This window comes from Streptomyces sp. NPDC028308 (assembly GCF_055565855.1).
Genome location: NZ_JBVHTO010000008.1, coordinates 210,381 through 231,719 on the forward strand (window position 1 = coordinate 210,381; position 21,339 = coordinate 231,719).

General features: G+C 67.9%; 14 protein-coding genes and 2 pseudogenes. 11 read left to right on the plus strand and 5 right to left on the minus strand.

Annotated features, from left to right (window positions below; translation table 11 throughout):
* Nucleotides 1–86: 86 nt before the first annotated feature.
* Complete coding sequence (locus ACZ4VA_RS19885; protein ID WP_389391466.1) at nucleotides 87–1,349, minus strand: ice-binding family protein; 1,263 nt, start codon at nucleotides 1,347–1,349, stop codon at nucleotides 87–89.
* Nucleotides 1,350–2,419: 1,070 nt separating this feature from the next.
* Nucleotides 2,420–5,023 carry a rifamycin-inactivating phosphotransferase gene (gene rph / locus ACZ4VA_RS19890; RefSeq protein ID WP_468082272.1) on the minus strand — a complete coding sequence of 868 codons (2,604 nt, stop codon included), beginning with the start codon at nucleotides 5,021–5,023 and terminating at the stop codon, nucleotides 2,420–2,422.
* 572 nt (nucleotides 5,024–5,595) lie between these two features.
* Here rph and ACZ4VA_RS19895 point away from each other — a divergent pair.
* On the plus strand, nucleotides 5,596–6,348 hold the full coding sequence (locus ACZ4VA_RS19895) for a hypothetical protein (protein ID WP_356170425.1): 753 nt from the start codon (nucleotides 5,596–5,598) through the stop codon (nucleotides 6,346–6,348).
* Nucleotides 6,349–6,430: 82 nt separating this feature from the next.
* Here ACZ4VA_RS19895 and ACZ4VA_RS19900 read toward each other — a convergent pair whose 3' ends face one another.
* Nucleotides 6,431–9,550 carry a glycosyl hydrolase 115 family protein gene (locus tag ACZ4VA_RS19900; RefSeq protein ID WP_468082273.1) on the minus strand — a complete coding sequence of 1,040 codons (3,120 nt, stop codon included), beginning with the start codon at nucleotides 9,548–9,550 and terminating at the stop codon, nucleotides 6,431–6,433.
* Between the two features lie 252 nt (nucleotides 9,551–9,802).
* Nucleotides 9,803–10,873 carry an endo-1,4-beta-xylanase gene (locus ACZ4VA_RS19905; RefSeq protein ID WP_468082354.1) on the minus strand — a complete coding sequence of 357 codons (1,071 nt, stop codon included), beginning with the start codon at nucleotides 10,871–10,873 and terminating at the stop codon, nucleotides 9,803–9,805.
* A 717-nt stretch (nucleotides 10,874–11,590) separates the two neighbouring features.
* Between ACZ4VA_RS19905 and ACZ4VA_RS19910 the strand changes: the two genes are divergently transcribed.
* The 9 genes and pseudogenes from ACZ4VA_RS19910 to ACZ4VA_RS19950 all read left to right on the plus strand — a co-directional run bounded on the left by ACZ4VA_RS19910 (nucleotide 11,591) and on the right by ACZ4VA_RS19950 (nucleotide 20,446).
* Nucleotides 11,591–12,913, plus strand: coding sequence for an SGNH/GDSL hydrolase family protein (locus tag ACZ4VA_RS19910; RefSeq protein WP_468082274.1), 1,323 nt, complete (start codon nucleotides 11,591–11,593; stop codon nucleotides 12,911–12,913).
* Nucleotides 12,914–13,339: 426 nt separating this feature from the next.
* On the plus strand, nucleotides 13,340–14,029 hold the full coding sequence (locus ACZ4VA_RS19915) for a glycoside hydrolase family 11 protein (protein WP_388904917.1): 690 nt from the start codon (nucleotides 13,340–13,342) through the stop codon (nucleotides 14,027–14,029).
* 229 nt (nucleotides 14,030–14,258) lie between these two features.
* Nucleotides 14,259–14,939: pseudogene (locus ACZ4VA_RS19920) on the plus strand (polysaccharide deacetylase family protein); the annotation flags it as partial.
* Nucleotides 14,940–15,217: 278 nt separating this feature from the next.
* Nucleotides 15,218–15,619, plus strand: a complete 402-nt coding sequence (locus ACZ4VA_RS19925) for a hypothetical protein (RefSeq protein WP_356170411.1) — start codon at nucleotides 15,218–15,220, stop codon at nucleotides 15,617–15,619.
* A 239-nt stretch (nucleotides 15,620–15,858) separates the two neighbouring features.
* Nucleotides 15,859–16,716 (plus strand): glycoside hydrolase family 16 protein, encoded by an 858-nt coding sequence (locus tag ACZ4VA_RS19930; RefSeq protein ID WP_355786671.1) that lies wholly within the window; start codon nucleotides 15,859–15,861, stop codon nucleotides 16,714–16,716.
* 94 nt (nucleotides 16,717–16,810) lie between these two features.
* Entirely contained in the window at nucleotides 16,811–17,011 is a 201-nt protein-coding gene (locus ACZ4VA_RS19935; RefSeq protein ID WP_388904916.1) for a transposase, read from the plus strand.
* Nucleotides 17,012–17,117: 106 nt separating this feature from the next.
* Complete coding sequence (locus ACZ4VA_RS19940; RefSeq protein ID WP_388904915.1) at nucleotides 17,118–17,600, plus strand: transposase; 483 nt, start codon at nucleotides 17,118–17,120, stop codon at nucleotides 17,598–17,600.
* Between the two features lie 724 nt (nucleotides 17,601–18,324).
* Nucleotides 18,325–18,945 (plus strand): ATP-binding protein, encoded by a 621-nt coding sequence (locus ACZ4VA_RS19945; RefSeq protein WP_355786674.1) that lies wholly within the window; start codon nucleotides 18,325–18,327, stop codon nucleotides 18,943–18,945.
* Between the two features lie 388 nt (nucleotides 18,946–19,333).
* Nucleotides 19,334–20,446, plus strand: a complete 1,113-nt coding sequence (locus ACZ4VA_RS19950; RefSeq protein ID WP_468082275.1) for an ABC transporter substrate-binding protein — start codon at nucleotides 19,334–19,336, stop codon at nucleotides 20,444–20,446.
* A gap of 264 nt (nucleotides 20,447–20,710) precedes the next feature.
* Here the strand turns inward: ACZ4VA_RS19950 and ACZ4VA_RS19955 are convergent, their stop codons facing one another.
* The gene (locus tag ACZ4VA_RS19955) at nucleotides 20,711–20,896 is read right to left on the minus strand and encodes a hypothetical protein (protein ID WP_468082276.1); all 186 of its coding nucleotides are present in this window, start codon (nucleotides 20,894–20,896) and stop codon (nucleotides 20,711–20,713) included.
* 125 nt (nucleotides 20,897–21,021) lie between these two features.
* Here ACZ4VA_RS19955 and ACZ4VA_RS19960 point away from each other — a divergent pair.
* Nucleotides 21,022–21,334, plus strand: a pseudogene (locus tag ACZ4VA_RS19960) (transposase); the annotation flags it as partial.
* Between the last annotated feature and the right edge of the window lie 5 nt (nucleotides 21,335–21,339).

A 21,339-nucleotide genomic window follows, 5' to 3' on the forward strand; every position in this document is an offset into this window, starting at 1 on the left:
CGATGGGGCCGGCACGCGGCGGGGGCCGGAAGGTTCCCCGCCGCACACCGTGTCAGTCGCGGGCGCGTGCGGCGCCCGCATTGGATTCAGTGGCTGCCCGACTTCTCCGGCTTCTCGCCGTAACCGCCGTGCTTCTCGGGCTTGCTGCCGTAGCCCTCGTCGTTGTGACCGTGCCCCGGCTTGTCGCCGTACCCGCCACCGGAGTCACCGCCGCCGTGGCCACCGCCGGTGTGACCGCCGTGGCCACCGCCGGTGTGACCGCCGTGCCCACCGCCGGTGTGACCGCCATGCCCACCGCCGGTGTGACCGCCATGCCCACCGCCAGGTCCGCCACCGGTGGTGCCGCCGCCCGGCGTGCCGCCTGTGGTGCCGCCGGTGGTACCGCCGCCCGGCGTGCCGCCCGTGGTACCGCCAGTCACCACACCGCCGAGCAGGCCACCCAGCACACCGCCCGTACCGCCCCCGGTGGTACCGCCTGTCACAACGCCGCCCAGCAGGCCACCCAGCACGCCGCCGGTCGTTCCGGAGGTGGTCCCTGTCGTCGTGCCCGAGGTGGTCCCCGTGGTCGTGCCGGACGTGGTCCCCGTGGTCGTGCCGGACGTGGTCCCGCCCGTGCAGGTGGCGCGCGTGATCCTGTTGGTGTCCAACGTGACCGAGCCGTTGCGTGCCAGCGCCCGCCCGTCGATGCTCGCGCCGGTGTTGGCGCTGATCGACGTGAGAGCAAGGATGTTGCCGACGAACGTCGACTGCGTACCGAGCGTGGCCGAACTACCGATCTCCCAGAAGACGTTGCACGCCTGTGCCCCGTTGATGAGGGCGACCTCACTGGCGGACGCCGTCGTCAGACCCGAACCGACCTGGAAGACCCAGACCGCGTTGGGATCACCCTTGGCGTCGAGAGTGAGCGTGCCGGTGAGGCCTAGGGTCGAGGACGCCGTGTAGACGCCGGGCACCAGCGTCAGCCCTCCGGCGTCCGGCGGGAGGGCCGCGTCAGTGGCCTGGCCCGCGGCATTGTCGAAGGCCGCCACCAGGTCGGATTGGGCCTGTTGCGCGACGGCGTCCGCCGAATGCTGAACTCCGTTCACCAACCCTGGCGGGAATCCGCTGATCGCTGTTCCGGGACTGACGCCGACATCTCCCGTGATGACGGAGGGGCCGGTATTGGTGACCGATTGGCCTGCCAGCACCGCGAAGCTGTCGGCGGCGCCGAGCGGCACGGGAGTGGCGAGGGCGACTGCCTGCGAAGGCGCCACGGCCACCACCGCCGCTGCAACGGCCATGGTGAGAGCTGTCGTGAGCCACGGGGCGGAGGTGCGCCGTGGTGCTACCTCAGAAGTTCTGAGCTTCATCGGGAACCGATCTTCTGTGCGAGACGGCGGCTTCCGGGTCATACAAACGCCCCGGAAACCCTCAGTGATGCCGTCGGCACATTACTCACAAACAATTGCGAAATGGGGGATATCGAGCGCGGGTCGCGCACTCATAAGCATCTACCGAGGCCGCAAGATCTTGAATCAAGAATCACCTGGCACCCACTCCCCATTTTCCCGAAGAAGAATGGTTTCCTCTTTCTGAAAATGATTAAGCGTAATGAGTATTATTTGCAGTTCAAAGTGATTCCATGGCCCGCGAGGCCGTATCTGGGCCCCGCGCCGTAAAGGGGAGCGTTGGCGGCTCACCTCTCGGACCACTCCTGGGGGGCCCACGGGGCGGTGCCGCTCGAGACCTGAGGCGAGCCGAAGTCGCGGACCCGGTTTCGCCGCGCGCTTTCCGCAAGGAAGCCACGCCAGCTGGAGCAGGCTCCGCTCGACAGCTGCGCGGGCGACCGGCGCAGCTCTCCACTCACCGGCTCCCCTACCTTGCCCGCCCCTGATTCGCCCCTCCCGGCACCTTCCCAATTTTTGATCTTGAGACGGGACGGATGATTCCATACGAACGACTCGATCAATTCTCGACTTCGCGGATAATGATCATTTGTCGGGCATGAAGTGTCGGGCCCGCGTGAACGGCTGAGGCGATCACCGCGGACTCTGAAAGTGTCTCGCGGATCGCGGAAGACTCGGCCTGCCGCCTGGAACACCTGCGGCGCCCGTGGCCGCGCGTACTCTGCGACCGCTTTCCCGGCAGCTCGCGAGTCGAACGATGACCGGACAGTCCCGCCGGCCGACTGAAGCACGGCGCCGTCCCCTTCCCGAGAGCTCGGCGAACGGGGGCTGATGGAACAGCGAGGACCGTTCGGAGACGTCACAGGCCGGTCGCAAGGGGATTGCGTACGGCCTCCCATTGGCCCCCGGTCCCCGCAGACGCGCAACAGGAGCAACCATCGCAGAAGTCGCCACGCCAACAAAGGACTTGGCCGGAGAGCGGCAACCTTCGCGGGCCGTCACGGCGAGGGACCGGGAGGCATCGCCCCGGTCGGTCAGGACAGGATCTCGATGTACCCGTCCGTTCCGTGTACGCGGATCCGTTGCCCGTCCTGGATCAGTCGGGTGGCCCGCTCCACGCCCACGACGGCCGGCAAGCCGTACTCCCGGGCGATCACCGCGCCATGGGTCATCAGACCACCGACCTCCGTCACCAGGCCTGCGATCCCGACGAACAGCGGCGACCAACTCGGGTCCGTATAAGCCGTGACCAGGATGTCCCCGACCTCGAGATCGGCCTGTGCCATGTCGAGGATGACGCGGGCCCGTCCCTCGACACTCCCGGCGGAGACCGGGAGGCCGATCAGGGCGCCGGCCGGCGCGTCGTCGCGTCGGTAGGCACCGTTGAGGGCCTCGCCGTCGGAGGTGAGCACCCGAGGCGGAGTGAGCGCGTGGTACGAACGGAACTCCTCCTTGCGCTGCTCGATGAGCCTGCCGTCCGCCTGGTGCGAGCGCACGACGTCGTGGAGTTCCTGGAACGTGAGGTAGAAGATGTCCTCCTTGCCGGCGAGGACACCGGCCTGCACCAGACGCTCCGCCTCCCCCAGCAAGGCCTGCTTGTAGACGAAGGTCCGGCTGATGATCCCGTACTTCGGGTACTCCCGGTAGCCGATGAAGGTGCGGACCCGGTCGATCATCTGCTTCGCCTCGTCGGCCTTCCGGTCGCCGTCCGGCAGGGCCCGCAGGCGGGACAGCACGTCCTGTTCCTTCTTCCGCGCTTCCTGTCGCCCGTGCTCGAAGCGCCGTGCGGCGGCGCCCGGTTCGAAGTTCCTGACGTTGTCGAGGATGACCGGCACGAGTGTGGAGGGGCGTTCGCGCCAGCGCGGCCTCGTGATGTCGATCTCGCCCACGCAGCGCATGCCGTACCGGTCGAGGTAGGCCTCGATGGCGTCGCGTGCCTCGGTTCCGCCCGGAAGTTCCACCAGCTCGTCCAGGAAGCCCTCGCCGTCGACGTCCCCCAGGAACGCGACGACCTCCGGGTGCGGGCGGATCACGTCCGCGACGTCGAGCAGCGCAAGTCCCATCTCCGACGTGATGTTGTCGGGGGCGGACAGCGTGAGGGTGTCGGCGGCGTTCTTCTCGCCCAGCCACTCCCCCAGCTTGTCGTTGAGCCACCACGTGGCCTGCATCCCCGCCATGATCACTTGGAAGCTCAGCGGATCGCCGAGTACACGCTTGTGCTCCTCGAAGGCCTCCAGCAGGAACTCGAACAGCGCAGGGCCGCTCTTCGCCGCGATGTCGCGTCGCAGGTCGGCGATGGACGCCTCGCTCCGCTCGATCAGCTTGGTGACGACGGCCGGATCGGTCTCGATCTCGATCGGGGCGGACGCGCTTCCGATCGGCGGTCCCCCGGGATCCGTGTCAGGGAGCGACGGGATGAAGTCGTCGCGCTCCAGTACGGTTTCCAGCGCGTCCCTGATCAGCGGATCGGATCTCCCCGCCACGTCCAGCATGCTGTCGCGGCTCGTCGGCGAGGCCAGACGGCGGGCCACGTCGACGAACAGTCTGCCGCCCGCGGTGTGCATCGGCACCATGGCCGTCAGCTGCCACATCGAGAGCCCGAGCGGCTTCATGGGATCGGTCATCATCTGCTGATGACCGACGGAGACGTAGACGTGATTCTCCTGGTCATCGCTTTCGGGGACGGGGAACAGCGTCGTGATGGGCCGGCTCTGGACGATGTGGAAGCCTTCGTCGTCCAGGCACCACTCGATGTCCTGCGGGCCACCGAATCGCGCCTCGATCCGCCGTCCGAGCCGCACGAGGTCGAGCACCTGCGCATCCGTCAGCGCCGGTTGCTCCTGCCGACGGGACTCGATCGTCACTTGCTGCGTGCCGCCGGACGGCAGGGCGTGCACGGCACGCTCCTTGGCGGCGATCGTCCTGGAGACGACCTCGCCGTGCCGCACCTTGTAGACGTCCGGATTGACCAGTCCGGAGACCAGGGCCTCGCCGAGGCCGAAGCCGGCGTCCACGGTGGCGGTCTTCCGGTTGCCGGTGACGGGGTCGGCCGTGAACAGGATGCCGGCCGCGTGCGGGAAGACCATCCGCTGTACGACCACGGCCATACGGACCGTACGGTCGTCGACGCCGTTCCGCCGGCGGTAGGTCACGGCCCGCTCGGTGAACAGCGAGGCCCAGCAACGGCTGACGTGCTGGAGGACCGCCGTCGGCCCCACCACGTTGAGGTACGTGTCCTGCTGGCCCGCGAAGGAGGCCGTCGGCAGGTCCTCCGCGGTCGCGCTGGACCGGACGGCGTAGGCGTCGTCCTCACCGTGCCGGGCGAGCGCCTGGGTGATCGCACGGGCGAGATCGTCCGGAAGAGCGATCTCCTCGATGGTCCGGCGGATCTCCGCACTGAGCGTGCGGATCGACTCCCTGTCGTCCGGGTCCACCCGCGCCAGCTGGTCCAGCCGGTCGTCGAGCGACGGCGTCTCGGCCATGATCCGGCGGAAGGCGTCCGTCGTCACGCAGAACCCGGCGGGCACGCGCACACCTTCGACACCCAGAAGTCCCCCCAGGTGCGCCGCTTTGCCTCCCACGACTGCGACCTGGGACTCGTCGATCTCCTGAAGATCGACCACGTACTGCTCGCTCACTGCGACACCTCCGCCGCGGCCGCGCTCCGCCGCATCGCACTCGCCGATCGCCTCACCGGCGTCTCCCTCTCCGTCGCACCTCGTGTCGGGCACGTCGTCGGCCCGGTCGGCCTTCCCTCCGACGAACCGGCCTGCCGCTCCGTCCGGCCGGGCGACGCACACCTCTGCGCCTCCGCCTCGACCGCCCTCCATCGCACCGCCAAACCCACTATCGGTTCGACTCCACCGCGTCCCCCGTACATCGACACCAACACGCGCACGCAGTGCCCCTTATTTCCGCAGGTTGTGGCCACGGCGGACGATTCTGCGCCACCCCCTGGGCCTTGCCGCAAGCCCCCCTGTGCGCTATAACTTGGGAGAGGCAAGGAGAGAACTCCTTGCCTTTCGTGTTTTCCGGCCGCCGCATCGACGGCTTCTCCCCGGCGCCGTGGCGTTGTCCCACCGCAGCCGGGCGTCAGCCCTAACGGCGTACCGCCGACATAATCAGACGCGAGCCGAGCGCCGCGCCGCCAGGACGGAACGTCGCCCGAGCCACCGCGTCGGGATCTTGCCCGGCTTGCCATACTGCCCGGATGGAGATGCGAGCCGTGGCAGCGGCACAGCGCTGGCTGGCCGACCAGGGCGTCAGCCGGATACGCGACGGGTGGGTGAGCGACGAGAGGCCCGAGCTGTTGCTCACGGCCAACCAAGTGGCACATTCCTGGGCCGGTGATGTGTTCGCCGAAGATCTGACGACAGCCGAGCAACTCCGTTTGGCCTTCGGGTTGCTGGACCTGCTCGATGAGTACTGGGTCACCTGCGAGATCCGGTTCGCGAACGAGGGCCCGGAGGGGCCCTTGCCGGCCGACTTGCTGTGGGACGGCTACCGTCAGCGGCTGGAGGCGGATCGGGACGCCGAGGCCGTGACCTACTCGCTGTGGGTGGACTGGTTCGAGGACCACAAGACTTCCGCCACGGCGTTCGCCGAGGTCCTCGGCAATGACATCGACCGAGTGGTGGCGGAGCGATCGCAGGCCCCACTCCGCCGAGCACGTCGGGTTCTGGAGTGTTCGGGTCCGGTGCGCTGGACGGTGAAGGAGCCGGCCTACCGCACCGCCGCGGGGCTCCCAGCTCTGCACCCGGCCCTCTTTCGCGGCCTTCGGGCCGGCTTCCACGACGTCTACGGCGACCTGGAGCCGGCTGCCGCGCTGTCCCTCCTGGACCGGTTGGACCTCCCCTCGGACACCGAGCACGTTGACGAGCTGCGCCACGTACTCGCCGCGGGCCACAAGAACCACTACCGCAGTCCCGGCGCCTGGGACGACGCGATTCGCTCCTGCTCCTGAGTCGTCGGCCCGGCGGGCCGAAGGCATCGCCTGTCCGACACTCTTCGACGGTCATCCCCTCCGCGCCCGTCGCACGCGTCGGTCAGCGAACGCGGTGGCTCTCCGGCGGGCCCAGGTACGTCGGCGGCAGGCCGCCCGTGTCGACGATCAGACGTTGCACCACGACCGTCGGGTCGACCATCCAGAAGACCAGCTTGTGCGCGCCCGCCCGGGTGATGGTGTGCGTCGTCGACGTCCGGTTGACGTTGTCCGACGTGTGCCGCTCCCAGCGGCGGTTCAGCGTGCCGTCGTCGGGGCCGGTCGCGGCGATGACGTCCACGGTCTTCGGGACGGCGTCGTCGAAGGAGACGGCGTAGCGCAGTCCGGGGCGGGCCAGCGCGGGGTTGCGCGGGGAGAGGTGGGCCCAAACCGTGACCTCGCCGGGGGTCAGCAGCGTCACGTCGTACTCCAGTCGTGGCCCGCCATGGCCGGGCTTCTGCTCGGGGGCCGTGACGGGGGCCGGCGTCATGCCGGCTCCGGTGCGGCCGATCCCCGGGATACGCAGCCAGTCGACGCCGGTGGCGCCGACGGCGCGGGTGTAGTGCTCGGCGTCGACGGCCACGTAACCGCCGGCCTCGACGAAACCCTTCAAGCCGCGCGGCGAGGTGTGGTCGGCCACCGCGCGGACGGTGACGGTACGGCCAGCGCCCTCGACCGTGAGCGTGCCCTCGGAGCGTCCTGCGGGAGCCTTCGACCAGTCGACGGTGACGGTCACCCGCGTCTGTTTCCGCACCGTGCCGCGCGGCCGGTCCGCCCTCAGCCAAGGAACGGACGACACGACCCGGTACGGGAAGGGGCTGGTCCCGCGGTTGAAGATCTCCAGATGCTGCGGGGCCCGGCTCTGATACGGGCTGAAGTCCGCCAGCACCGGGTCGGTCGTCGCACGTGGCCACCACTCCTGCGAGTCATCGATCGCCACGCCCATCTCGGCGGCCCGGGGCACCTCGATGCGGCGTACCGCCGGGAACAGGACGTCTTTGAGGGCCACGTTGTCGAGTTCGGGCTGCTGCCAGGGCGCGTTGGGGCCGTAGCGTTCCACGTCGCCGTAGTCGATGTGCGGCTGGAGCTGGAAGTCCTTCCATTTGCCGTCCGCGATCTCCTCGTTGAAAACGTCTTGGAGGCGGAAGTCCTCGCGCAGGCCGGCTTCGGCGCGGTCCGCACGGTCGTTGGTGGCGGCGCGGCCCTGGGGGGCGTAGCGCAGGTTGGTGAACTCGGCCTCGCGCAGCTCGTAGAGGTTGGCCGTGGCCTGCACGTTGTACCCGATCAGTTCGAACCAGGCGTCCTTGGCGGAGTCGGGCAGAGCGCGGGCGACGCGAGCCGCTTGCTCGCGGAGCTGCCGCCACTCCTCGGTCACTCGTTCCAACTCCGCTCCGTAGAACGGTGTTTGCTGGTCGTCGTACACGACGGCGGTGTCGTCGGTGGCGAGGTCCTTGGCGGGGTCGAGGGTGATACGGCGATTCAGGAGCTCGGGCTTGCGGCGGTGCTGGAGGCTGCCGTAACGGGCGAGGACTTCGGCGATCGCGTCGGCGTGCCTGTCACCGAAGTGCAGGGCGGCGTAAGCCCGTTCCCAGGCCGGGATGCTCTCCAGCCCCCAACGCTGCGGGTTCCAGGCGTGGTCGAGGAAGTACTGGGTGGGCAGCTCGTTGCCCTTGAGGTCACCGGCGTTGGTCATCCACAGCGTCGTGTTGCCGTACGCGACGGCTTGGTGGAGCTGGTCCCACAGGTTCGGCAGGGAGGTGGTGTCGACCCACTTGTAGTTGCGGCCGTCACCGACGTAGTCGAAGTGGTAGTAGAGGCCGTAACCGCCGGAGCGCGGCGGTTCGGCCGGGTCCGGGTGCTTGCGGATGTTGCCCCAGTTGTCGTCGCAGAGGACGACGGTGACGTCGTCCGGCGCGCGCAGGCCGCGGGTCCAGTACCGCTGAACCTCCTTGTAGAGCGTCCACACCTGGGGCAGGGAGCTCGCGGAGCCGGTGAGTTCGGCGATGATCTGCCGCTGGGTGGCGATGATCTCCTGCATCAGCTCGATGCCGTCCCCGTCGGGCAGGCCGGTGTCACCGTTGCCGCGCATACCGAGGGTGACCACGCCCTCGAAGCCCTGGTCGACCATGCGGCGGATGCCGTCACGCCAATACGCCTCGATCGCGGCGCGGTTGCGGCGGAACGACCACTCCCCCGTGCCGCCGTAGGGATCGCGGCCCGGGGTGACGATGTTCCCCTCGGCGTCGCGCTTCGCGGCCACGGCGTGTCGGTTCCACTCCTCGATGCCGCGCATCATCGGGGCCTCGTGGCTGGTACCCATGACGATGCCGTACTCGGCGGCACGGGCGTGGTTCTGTGGGTCGTCCTCGGCGAAGGCGCGGCCCCAGACGGCCGGCCAGAGGTAGTTGCCCTTGAGGCGGAGGACGACTTCGAAGACCTTGGCGTAGAAGTCGGCGTTGAAGCCTCCCGGATGGTTCTCGGCCTTACCCGGACCGAAGTAACGGGGCGCCCAAGTACCGAGGTTGGGGTTCTCGTCGTTGATGAACACACCGCGGTACCGCACGGCCGGTGTGCCCTGGCTCCAGGTGCCGGGGCGGACGAAGACGGCAGACCGGCGGATCGGCTGAACGTCGTCCCACCAGTACCACGGCGAGACGCCGATGCCGCGGGAGACGTCGTAGACGCCGAAGACGGCCCCGCGCTGGTCGCTTCCGGCGATGACGAAGGCGCGGTCCACGCCCGGCATCGGGTCTTCGACGGTGGTCTGCAGGGAGGTCTCCCACTTGTCCCGGATCGCCGACACATCGAGCTTGCCGGCCCTGATCAGACGGTCGAGGAGGGGACTGCGGCCGATGGTGCCGACGATCGCGACTGCTCGGGCGGCGCCGCGCTCGTCGGCCGGTCGTACCCCCGTGACGCGCTCGATGTCGGCACGGAGGTCGGCGGCGGCACGGCGGACCCCGTGGTGGTCCGCGGCGTCGACCAGGACCGGAACGGCACGGCCGGAGACGACCAGGGGGAAGGCGCCGGGTTCGGAGCGGAAGGTGACGTAGGCGCCGGGGTCGGTCGGTCGCAGGACCTCCGCCGCGGCGGCGGAGGCGCGTTCCGCCGCCGGCAGGGAGACGCCGAGCCCGACAGCGGCTCCCGTACCGAGGACGGTTCTTCTGCCGACGTTCCGCGCCATGAGGGCACCCTTCTGCGGGAGATGTGGAAAGCGGGATCGTGCATGCCGCGACGGGTCCCCGCCGTTGACAGCGAGCGGGGGGCCGACGAGACAGCAACAGGCCTGCCGGGTTTGCGCGGTGAGCGAGGCCGTCTCGACTGCGGTCCAGGATGAGAGCGTGTGGACGGCACGTGGCCCGGTGGAGCGACTGGACAAGACGGAAGGGGCAGGTGGAGATGCCCCCGGCGGCCGCGCCTGCGTGTCGGTGCGGGCTTATTCGGCTGCCGCGGACCGGGGCCTGCCGTCGGCCAGCTCGGACTGCATCGCTCGGTAGGCGGGCTTCGCCCGGTAGTCCTCGTCGAGGATGTTGGCGGCGCCCTGGCCCTCGAACGTGCCCGGCACCCAGGAGTACCTGTCGGTGAAGCCCCACACGGTGAAGGAAATGCAGTGCGGAGTACTCAGGCAGGCGTCGAGGAGTACCCGGTAACCCTCGGCCTGGGTAAGGAGTTTGGTCTCGTCGGCGGGCAGGATCATGCGTACGTCCGCCTCCGTGACGGCCGTGTCCAGGCCGAGCTTTTCGAAGCGGGCGAGGTTGGCGCCCATGTCGGTGGGCAGGCCGTACTGGATTCCGACGTGCCCCTGGAAGCCGACTCCGTCGACGGGGACGCCCTCGGCACGCAGCCGGCTCATCAGATCGAGCACGGCGTCGCTCTTCGGCCCGATCCATTCGACGTTGTAGTCGTTGTAGAAGAGCTTGGCGTGGGGGTCGGCCTGGTGCACCCAGCGGAACGCGTCGGCGATGTAGCCGGGGCCCAGCTCACGCAGCCAGATGCTGTCGCGCAGTGTCCCGTCGTCGTTGAACGCCTCGTTGACCACGTCCCATTGCCAGATGCGTCCTTTGAAGTGGCGCACCGTGTCCGTGATGTGGCGGTGAAGGATGTCGCGCAGCTCATCGGCCGTGAAGTCGCCGGACGTGAGCCAGGACGGCAACTGGTTGTGCCAGACGAGCGTGTGGCCGCGGACCTTCTGGCCATTCTGCTCGGCGAACCGGACGAGCCGGTCCGCGGCGGCGTAGTCGTACTCCCCCCGCTTCGGTTCGATCGACTCCCACTTCATCACGTTCTCCGCGGTCACCGTCGAGAACTGGGTGCGGGTGAGCCGACGATAGGTGGGGTCCTCGGTGAGGGCCGTCATGTCGACGGCGGTGCCGATCCGCAGATGGTCGTCGACGGCGAGCTGCCGCAGGGAACGGCCCTGTGGGCCGGCCCCGTCCTCGGCACCAGCTGCGGAGCCCGCCGTGGCGAGCGGCAGTAGTGCGAGAGACGAGGTCACGGCGGCGGCCATGACGAGGCGCAACTTCTTCACGTGCACTCCTTGAGCGGCTGGGCACAGTGGGCCGGGCAGCCGAGTGGCGGTGCGGACGGGGTGACTGACAGGTGATCGCCAGCTCGAAAAAGCATCGGGATCTCGAAAGTTTCGTACGTTCCGAAAAGGCGCTGCGTCAAGCTATTGGCCGACCGTCCGACCGTCAACCCAGGTAGCGCGCCAATCTTTAACGGTCCGTTGAGCGCTACAGCCAGGCAGGACGATTGACCGACTGGTCAGGCGGACGTAGATTCGGCGCATCCATTCGCGCTCTATTTCGAAACATTCGGACCGCCTAGTCGTCCGCCTCGTCCGCTGATCTGCAGGTCCCGCCACCTGCGGACGCCGCAGAAAGGCGGCCACGTGGTGTACCGAAGTCGCTGCGTGTTCATCGCGCGGCCCGGTTGACCGCTGATCCACTTGCCGCCCGAGCGCTGGGGTCGAAAGACGACGCGCAACCGTGTCGCCGACCGTATCCTCCGCAACCGCGTTCGGGTCTGCACCATTTGGAACCGGACGCCGCCGACGCCGTCATGCACCGCCGCGAGCACGGGCCCAGCCGGTCCCGCACGCCCCGGGACGCGCGGAGATTCTCTGATGCCCGGTCAATCGGCTTTCCCTCAGGCCGTACCAGCCCTCAAGAGCAGGACCAGAAACGGCACACAGCCCCGTATGGGCAATGGAAGGAATCCCTTCATGAAGCGCATGCCCTACCTGGCGAGCACCGTCGCAGCGGCCCTCGTCACGGCAGGCCTCGCCCTGAACCAGACACACAGCACATACGACGCGCAGCCCGACAGATCCTCCGCCGCGCGGTCCGTCTCGGCGACGACCTCGGGTGGCCACTGGGTGGACGCCTGGGCGTCCATGCCGCAGCTGACCGAGCCGGGCAACATGCCGCCCGCGCCGTTCACACAGGCCGATCGGGTATTCGACGACGCCACGCTGCGGCAGACCGTGCACGTCGCGGTCGGAGGACAGCGCGTGCGGCTCCGCTTCTCCAACGCCTTCGGCGGCACCGATCTGCCCGTCACCGCCGTCTCGGTGGCGCGCCCGGCGGGCGGAAAGGCGGGCGTCGACGCGATAGTGCCCGGCAGCGACCGACGGGTGACGTTCGGCGGGCAACCCGGTTTCGACATCCCACTCGGCGCCCAGGCCGTGAGCGATCCGCTGGACTTCGACGTCCGTCCCGGAAGCAACCTCACCGTGACGCTGTACCTCGCGCGGGGACAGACTTCCACCTCCGTCACCTCCCACCCCGGCTCCCGGACCACGTCCTACATGCTCGCCGGTGACCACCTGAACGACGCCGAACTGCCCGGGACCACCACCGTCGATCACTGGTACTTCCTGAGCGGTCTGGAGGTGTGGTCCAAGCGTCACACTTCGGCCACCGTCGTCCTGGGTGATTCTTTGAGCGACGGCCGCGGGTCCACCACCAACGGCAACGACCGCTGGCCGGACCAGTTGCAGACACGGCTGCAATCCCGTCCCGACACGGCCGACGTCGCGGTCGTCAACGAGGCCGCCGGCGGTAATCGTGTCCTGCGCGACGGTCTGGGCCCCAACGCCCTTGCCCGGCTGGACCGCGACGTCCTCGCCCGGAGCGGCGCGAACCGACTGATCGTCTTCGAGGGTGTGAACGACATCGGCACCGCGGGCACCTCCAAGGCGGACGCACAGCAGATCACGGCCGAACTCGTCGGTGCCTACCGGCAGATCATCACCCGTGCCCACGCCCAGGGCATCCGCGTCTACGGTGCCACGCTCACCCCGTTCGGCGGAAACGTCTACGACGACCCGGATGGCGTCCACGAGTCCGCCCGGCAGGCAGTCAACCGGTGGATCCGCACCAGCGGCCGGTTCGACGCCGTCGTCGACTTCGACCGGGCGGTCGGCGATCCGCACGACCGCCGCCGGCTGCTGCCGGCCTACGACACGGGTGACCACCTCCACTTGAACCCGGCCGGGTACAAAGCCCTGAGCGACAGCGTCCCCGCCGCCCTCTTCCACCCGTAGCGGACACCGTGAAGCCCGCGCCGCGTCAAGGACTGCGGGCGTATTGGCAGTTCGGGCAAATGATGCGCACCATCCGCAGTCGCAGGTAGCGACGGTTCGGGGCGGATTGTGTCCGAGGAAGTCCAACTCCTGATTCAGCACCCTGATCAGCTCCCGAAATATTTCGAATGATGGCCTGCGGCATCCGTCACAAAGTTTCGATGAAGTTTCGGAAACATTGCCATTGACCGCCGTTCCGGGCCGGGCGCATACTCACCAGCGATCGGGACTTTCAAGGCGCACAAGCCTGTCGCGATTGGCATGTACCTGTCACTCGTCGCGGCCGGCCTTATGCGACCGCCTCGACTCCACCGTGCTCTCGACGGATCCCCGCACGTGTCTCGCCACCTGGCACCCCCACCAGTCTCACCAGGAGGAACCATGGACATGGACAAGTCTCTTGCCCACCCGATGAACCGCAGGGGCTTCATCGGCCGCGCCGGCGCCCTGGCGCTCGGCGCGTCCGCCTCGGGACTGCTGTTGCCCAGCACAGCGCACGCCGCCACCGTCATCACGACCAACCAGACCGGCACCAACAACGGCTTCTACTACTCGTTCTGGACCGACGGCGGCGGCTCGGTCTCCATGACCCTCGGCTCGGGCGGGAACTACAGCACCTCGTGGAGGAACTGCGGGAACTTCGTCGCCGGCAAGGGCTGGAGCAACGGCGCGCGCAGGAACGTGAATTACTCGGGCAGCTTCAGCCCGTCCGGCAACGGATACCTGGCGTTGTACGGGTGGACCTCGAATCCCCTCGTGGAGTACTACATCGTCGACAACTGGGGCACGTACCGGCCCACGGGGACCTACAAGGGCGCCGTGACCACCGACGGCGGCACGTACGACATCTACCAGACGACGCGCTACAACGCCCCTTCCGTGGAAGGCACCAAGACCTTCAACCAGTACTGGAGCGTTCGGCAGTCGAAGAGGACGGGCGGCACGATCACGACCGGCAACCACTTCGACGCCTGGGCCCGCTACGGGATGAGGCTGGGCAGCTTCAACTACTACATGATCCTCGCCACCGAGGGTTACCAGAGCAGCGGGAGCTCCAACATCACCGTGTACGGGTGACCTGCGGGTCGCAGGGCCGGGGTTCCCGGTGTCCCGAACCCAAAGACTCGGGGACTCGGAATCCATGCCATCCGGCCCTGCGACCGGGCGCCCTCGCACAGCCCGACGGCGACAGCGGACTCAGCCGCACGAGCGCCCTTGTCGAGACGGGACGGCGCTCACGCCAGTCGGCCGTCCGATGCCCCCCACCGCGGCCGCCACACCGCGGGCACGAGGAGGACCACACCGCATGCGAAACAAGCCACGTATCTTGGCCACGGGACTCGCGGTCGTCGCGACAGCCGTGGCAAGCACCGGCACGTCCGCCGCCGAGGCCGCCCCGGCTCACGCCGCGGCCTGCACGGGCTACGTCGGGCTCACCTTCGACGACGGGCCGTCCAACGCCCACACGCCGGCCCTGCTCAACGCGCTCAGGCAGTACGGGCTGCGCGCCACGATGTTCAACGAGGGCCAGTACGCCGCCGCCTACCCCGCCCAGGTACGGGCCGAGGTCAGCGCCGGCATGTGGATCGGCAACCACAGCTACACCCACCCGCACCTGACCCAGCAGTCCCAGGCGCAGGTCGACTCCGAGATCTCCCGGACTCAGCAGGCGATCGCCAACGCGGGCGGCGGCACGCCGAAGCTCTTCCGGCCTCCCTACGGTGAGACCAACGCGACGGTGCAGTCGGTCGAGGCCAAGTACGGCCTGACCCAGATCATCTGGGACGTCGACTCCCAGGACTGGAACGGCGCCAGCACCGACGCGATCGTGCAGGCCAACGCCCGGCTCGGCAACGGCCAGATCATCCTCATGCACGAGTGGTCCGCCAACACCCTGGCCGCGATCCCGCGCATCGCACAGACGCTCGCGAACAAGGGCCTGTGCGCGGGAAGGATCTCTCCGCAGACCGGACGGGCCGTGGCCCCCTGACACAAACGGCGTCGGCACCGCCGCACGTCCCAGGCGCTGCGGGAGGGCAGTTACAGGGCCCGCCCGCACGTCCTGTTCGCAAGAAGGTGTGGGCTGGTCCGAGGTTCACCGGGGCTGACCGCCGAGTGATGCGGAGCACGTGGAAGGAGTACTCGCGGACGACGTCGATCACAGATACGGTGCCCCGAAGTCAGATACGGGGGCGAATCACGTTGGAGCGACGGAAGCTGATCGGGATCGGGGCAGGGCTGGCGGTCCTGCCCGCCTGGTGGGCCGTGCGTCAGGTGTCGAACGGGGACAAGGAGGACTGGCGCACCGACACCGCGCCGCTGGAGCGGGCGTTCCCGCTGCTGGGCCCGCTCTCCGACGCAAGGTGGGTGAGCAGCCGTGACGACGATCGGGGCCTACCGTCGCCGGAGCTCGTGATCTCGGGCTTCGCCCGGCTGACACCGGCGAGGTTTTCCGAGCTGACAGCGGCCCATGCTTTCGTCTCCGAGGGTCCAACCAATGACTTCTCTTCGTGGTTCGAGAAACCGCTGAAGGGTGAGGGGCCGGAGCACCCGCAGTGGATCCGGTCGGACGAGCTGGATCGCGACGGCAGCGGCCACTCCACCAACCTGTGGTTCGACCGTCGCAGCGACACCGTCCGCTTCTGGGCACTCAACCCGTACGGCTAGAGAGACGTCGCAGGTCCCTTACGGCCGTAGCTTCCACAGCCTCCCCCGCGTACCAGCTTCGGCGCTCTCGCACGGTAGCCGCCGCCGGGCCACCAGACTCCCCCACCGCGTACTCGGCAAAGGGCCTTTTGTACTGTAAGCGGGACGTGCGCGGACCCGGGCCTTCCCGAGACCGGTCACCTTCACGGCGATGAATAGACCACGTTCACCGTCCTTCCATCGCTTTCAGGAGCAGCGCGATGAACCGTCGTACACGCTTGGCGCTCGTGCTCGCGCTGGGCGGACTACTCGTCGGATGTAGCTCCGCTGCCGACACCCCGTCAGCCTCGTCGACCGAGGAGCAGCCGTTCTGGCAGGCCGAGTTCGACGGTGCGGCGGCTACACGCCCATCCGAGAAGTCCTGGAACACGGAGACCGGGAACCGGGACGCCGAGGGGTGGGGCAACAACGAGCTCCAGTACTACACGGACAGCCCGAAGAACTCGGCTCTCGACGGTTCAGGTCATCTCTTGATCTCCGCACGACCAGCGCCCTCGGGGTCTGAACTGCCCTGCTACACGCAGAAGTTCTGCGACTGGACGTCGGCGCGTCTGACCACCGAGGGAAAGGTCGCGCTGACCCGAGGACGCGTGGAGATCCGCGCGAAGATACCCACAGGTGAGGGGCTGCTTCCGGCGATCTGGATGCTCGGCAACAACGGAGTCGAGTGGCCCGGTCAGGGCGAGATCGACATCTGCGAAGTAGTCGGTGGAGAGCCACGAACGGTGTACGGCACGGCGCATGGCCCGACCTACTTCAACGAGGACGGGATCGGCGGCTCCACGACTCTCCCGGCCGACGCCTCGAAGGCGTTCCACACCTACGCCGTCGACAAGCAGCCGCATCGGATCACCTGGTCCGTCGACGGGAAACCGTACTTCACGCTGACGCCTTCGAAGTTGCCCGCACCTCGCGACTGGGTCTTCGAACAGGACATGCACCTCCTGCTCAATGTCGCCGTAGGTGGCGACTGGCCCGGCCCTCCCAACGCCTCGACACCGTCGCCCGCAACGATGACGGTCGACTATGTGCGCTTCTATGGCAAAGGGCGCGCTTAGAGCTCGTAACGCGATCTTGTTGAAGCGTGCTGATGAGGCGTAACCGGTGTGACGATTCGGCCGTTCGCGGGGTGTGGGTACTCGAAGTTGGATCGTGGACGATGAGTTGTGGGCGCTGATCGAGCCGTTGCTGCCGCCGTGGCCGGAGCGGTCCCCGGGGCCACGACCGGTGGCAGATCGGCTCTGCCTCCAGGGCGTCCTGTTCGTCCTCGACAATGACATAGCCTGGCAACTCCTGCCCCTGGGGCTGGGGTTCGGCTCGGGGCAGACCTGCTTGCGGCGTCTGGAGCGGTGACAGCAAGCAGGAGTCTTCGACCGGCTGCACCGGGTTCTGCTCGCAAAGCTGAACGTGGCCGGCGAACTCGACTGGTCACGTGTGTGCGTGGACGGCTCTCACGTCCGTGCGAAAAGGGGGGCGCCGACACCGGTCCGTCGCCGGTCGACCGGCTGAAAACGGCAGCAAACGCCACCCGATCTGCGACGGACGTGGCACCCCGCTCAAGGTCATCACGACTGCGCCCAACGTTAACGACGTCACCCGGACCCTCACCCTGGTCGACGGCGTCCCGCCCGTCGCGGGCCGCCCCGGCCGGCCCCGATGCAGGCCCGAAGCCCTACTCGGCGACAAGGGCTACGACTCCAATGCCCACCGCGACGAGTTGCGTCGCCGACGGATCCTGCCCGTAATCTCCCGCAACGGATCACCGAACATCAAGGGCCTGGGCAAGCTCCGCTACGTCGTCGAGCAGACCTTCGCTCTGCTCCACCAGTTCAAACGCCTCGCCGTCCGCTGGGAGCGTCGCACCGAACTCCACGAGACCCTCGTCTCCCTGGCCTGCAGTCTCATCTGCTGGCGACGGCTTCGGGAGTCCAAAAACGACTGACCGGTGTCACGGCAGGCCAGGGCCCCAGCGGGCTGCTTCAGAACGTTAGTACCCTCCGCACCTACGGCGAGGCAGGGGAGACGATCATGGGAGCGGTGCCGTCGAGCCCTCCGAGCCGCCGGTTCAGAGGAACTGGCCTCGGTGTCCTCTTCGGTGGACTGACCGCAGTGGTTTCCACTGCTGCCATAGGGAATGCGTGGGCTGCTTGTGACATCGGCAATGGCGTAACCAATGGCATGACCTTGCTGGTTCTTGCGCCTCTCATATGGATCGCCGCTGCGGTTCCGTTGGTGATCCTGCACAGCACCCTCGGAAGACGTCATCGCAGGACAGCCCTGGCTGCAGGGCTCGTCTTCGCCCTGTGGTGCGCCTGGTTCCTTGTCACATGGCTCGGCATGCCGGACTCCTACCCCGCCCCGTTGTGCCCGGGCAATGTCCCACCCTGGTGGCCGAGCTTCATCCCAGCATGACTCCGGCGTAGCCCGTGAACGGCCTCGGCACCGGCAACCTCCCAACAACGCCCCCGGCCAGCCCTGGCACGCCGGCAAGATCGTGTTATGAGTTCTTAGATTCGAGAATCACGGTGCCCGCTTGTCGAACGATGCGCCCGAGAACACCGGATCGGCAGGAGGCGGTCGATCGTCCGGTCCGCCGCCGCCTTGGGCACCCCGCACAGGGGCACCGGCCAAACAACCTGGGCTTCAGATGGTTTCATACTGAGCTGGTGGACACATCAAGGACCTCCTGGCGCAACACCACGCACGACTGGGCGAGCGAGGTGGACCTCGACCATCTCGCCCAGATCCGCCGCAACCCGGGCGAGCTCGCTCCCAGCGGCCTCCGGCACCTGATCCTCGAAGTCGTTGCGTACGCGGCCGACGAGGCTGAGTGCAACGAGGGTGGACGCTGTACTGTCACCCTTCATCCCGATGGTTCGGTGTCTGTGGCCGATGACGGACGGGGCACCGACACTCGCATCGGCGAGGATGGCCGGGTCGTCAAGAAGCCGATCATGGCCTCGAAGGATCTCAGGTTTTTCGACCTCCCCGACGCACAGCTGCTTCCGGATGGTCATCCGCGTCGAGGCATGTCCGTTGTCGCGGCGCTCAGCGAGTGGCTCGTCCATATCAACCGTCGCGGCGGCGGGGCATGGACTCAACGCTACGAGAGCGGCGTCCCCGTGACCGATCTGACCCAGATCACCAATGACGGAACGACAGGGACGCTAGTCCACTTCCGCCCGTCAGCGGGGACGGCGAACGCGCTCACACCGCAGGACCTACAGTGCACCATGTCGTGGCCCCACCTATCCGTCACTATCGACGATCAGCGCGTCCACCAATAGGGCTTTCGCTGTCATTCGACAGCCAACCTAGATCGCTCGCGGCTATGGGGAGAGATGGCGAGCGGTCCCGCTTTCCGCATCCGCGAGTGATCCGACGCGCCGTGCAGCGCTCCGGCATCACCCTCGACCACGTCCGCGAAATCACCGAGACCGTCCTCCACCCCCAGGGTGGCCGTACCTGAAGCCCAGCAGCGAGAACGGGCATCGACAACATCCCAGTCCTGCTCATAACCAGTTGCCTGTCAGTGACCGGGGTGGATGCAATGAGCGGCATGGCCACCCGGGTGCTCCTGCCGCGGCAGGAGGAGGCGAACGCGTACCACCCCCATCGCGCCAGTCCCCGTCCGACCCCATCGCAGCCGCATCGTCATAGAGGAGACGTCAGCGCATGAGCAGGCCGTCAACAGCGCTCACAACCGACCGACTTGCGGCATCATCCGTCCGGCTCGGCGTTCTCGTCCCGTTGTCTCGGCCGGGATGGTCGGAGGCGGGCCGGCACTTGTTGGCCGGACTCCAACTGGCTGTTGCTGAAGTCAATGAAGCCGCTGGCATCGCTGGACGACCTCTTGAACTGGAGGTCCGCGACACCGCGGCAGATCCCCAAAAGGCCGCAGCGGCCGTGGATGCTCTGGCCGAGTCGGGTGTCGTTGCCCTGGCGGGGGAATACCACAGCGTCGTGGCCCGCTCCGTCGCCGCGCGGGCGGACCTCCTGGGTCTGCCGTTCCTCTGCTCATCCGCGGTTCTCGACGCCCTCACCGATCAGCCGACGGAGTGGGTCGCGCGCCTTGCACCGGCACAGTCCCACGGTTGGCGGATCTACGCTGACTTCCTCCTGGGCGCGGGCCATAGCCGCATCGCCGTAGCAGCCGAGCCGAGCGTCTACTGGGCGTCAGGGACCCGCATTCTGCGGGACTGTCTCGCGTCGCACGGCTGTACGGTCATCGAGCTCGGTCTGCCCACCGGCACCCCTGGCGCCCTGTGTGACGAACTTGTCCGCAATGACGCTACGGCGCTGCTTCTCCTGGTGGGCCATCCGGAGCCGGCCGTGTCGATCGTTCAGGCGGTCCGCCGGGACCAGCGCCTGGCTGACCTCTTGATCGGCGCCCCTGCCGGGCAGCCCGAGTTCGCCGAGTGGGTGACGCTCCTGGGCGAGAACGGCAGCGGAATCCCGTTCCTCCGCTATCTGCCCGAGACCCCGCCCCCTCTCGGGGCACGCGTCCGAGCGGCTCTGCAGGAGCGACTGGGCGAAGCCCCCTCCTTTGTGGCGTTCGAGGGTTACGACACAGTCGTCGTCCTTGCCGATGCGCTGCGTTCGTACGGAACGGAGCGGAGGCGCATCGCCGAATCCTGGTCGCGCGTCGTAGTCGAAGGCACACGCGGGCAGATCAGGTTCTCTCGCCCGCCGGGGATCAACGTGTGGCAGTGGGCCTGGGCGCCGGTCCAGGTCGTCGATCGGGACCCGGCCGCTCCCAATCGCCTCCGCGTTCTGCACTGGGGATGAGCGCGCAGGGAATCAGGACGCCGAAACCAGGGCAGCGGAGCAGCCGGCGTCCAGCCCACCCTCCGGACAGCGGCTGTGCGCCGCGCGGCCGTCGACCGCTCCCCTACCACCACCCCGGCGGATTTTGTCTCACAGTGGCAGCGCGGCATCCGGCCGGGCGGCATGGTAACCGCCCCGGACAAACCGGAACACTCGGCTTGCCCAGGGCGGTTCAGTCAGCGGTCGGTCCTAGCAACTGCGGTGATTCGCTGATGGAGAATGCTGTCAGCGGCGGAGCCTCCTACGCAGCCAAAGAATCCCGATCACTCCACCCACGACGACCAGGTACAGGGTCAGCGGTCCGTCGTTGAGGATGAGTCCAGGCATGGCGATGACGGCCACGATCAGGAGCCATCCGCATCCGGCCAACCCGATGTCCGCTGCATCAGGACGACGCCCTTCGTTGTCCACCCGTTCCCCATTCGCTGACTGGTATCTGATCGGCACACTATTTGGACAGCTGGCGTGCGTAGCACCACTGTTTGAAACCGTACGCCGCCCCGTCAGGCTCGGTGAGCGACTGCGCCGTCGTTGAAGCCATCATCCGCGGGCTGCGCGGGCGGCCACGTCACCTGGCCGCTCCGGCTGTTCACCGACCGCGGCTACGACTACGACAAGTACCGCCGACTTCTCCGGGCCCGCGGCATCACACCAAAGTTCGCTCGCAAGGGCACCGCGCACGGCTCCGGGCTGGGAAAGACCCGCTGGGTCGTCGAGCGGACCTTCGCCTGGCTCCACCAGTTCAAACGACTCCGGATCCGCTACGGGATACGCGACGACCTCCACCTCGCACTCCTTCAACTCGCCTGCAGCGTCATCTGCTTGAGGAAACTCCGAACCTCATTCTGAAACGA

Bases quoted from the DNA above. Each gene is read 5' to 3' on its own strand.
- ACZ4VA_RS19885 (WP_389391466.1), bottom strand. From the start codon at position 1,349: ATGAAGCTCAGAACTTCTGAGGTAGCACCACGGCGCACCTCCGCCCCG.
- ACZ4VA_RS19895 (WP_356170425.1), top strand. From the start codon at position 5,596: ATGGAGATGCGAGCCGTGGCAGCGGCACAGCGCTGGCTGGCCGACCAG.
- ACZ4VA_RS19900 (WP_468082273.1), bottom strand. From the start codon at position 9,550: ATGGCGCGGAACGTCGGCAGAAGAACCGTCCTCGGTACGGGAGCCGCT.
- ACZ4VA_RS19905 (WP_468082354.1), bottom strand. From the start codon at position 10,873: ATGGCCGCCGCCGTGACCTCGTCTCTCGCACTACTGCCGCTCGCCACG.
- ACZ4VA_RS19910 (WP_468082274.1), top strand. From the start codon at position 11,591: ATGAAGCGCATGCCCTACCTGGCGAGCACCGTCGCAGCGGCCCTCGTC.
- ACZ4VA_RS19915 (WP_388904917.1), top strand. From the start codon at position 13,340: ATGGACAAGTCTCTTGCCCACCCGATGAACCGCAGGGGCTTCATCGGC.
- ACZ4VA_RS19930 (WP_355786671.1), top strand. From the start codon at position 15,859: ATGAACCGTCGTACACGCTTGGCGCTCGTGCTCGCGCTGGGCGGACTA.
- ACZ4VA_RS19950 (WP_468082275.1), top strand. From the start codon at position 19,334: ATGAGCAGGCCGTCAACAGCGCTCACAACCGACCGACTTGCGGCATCA.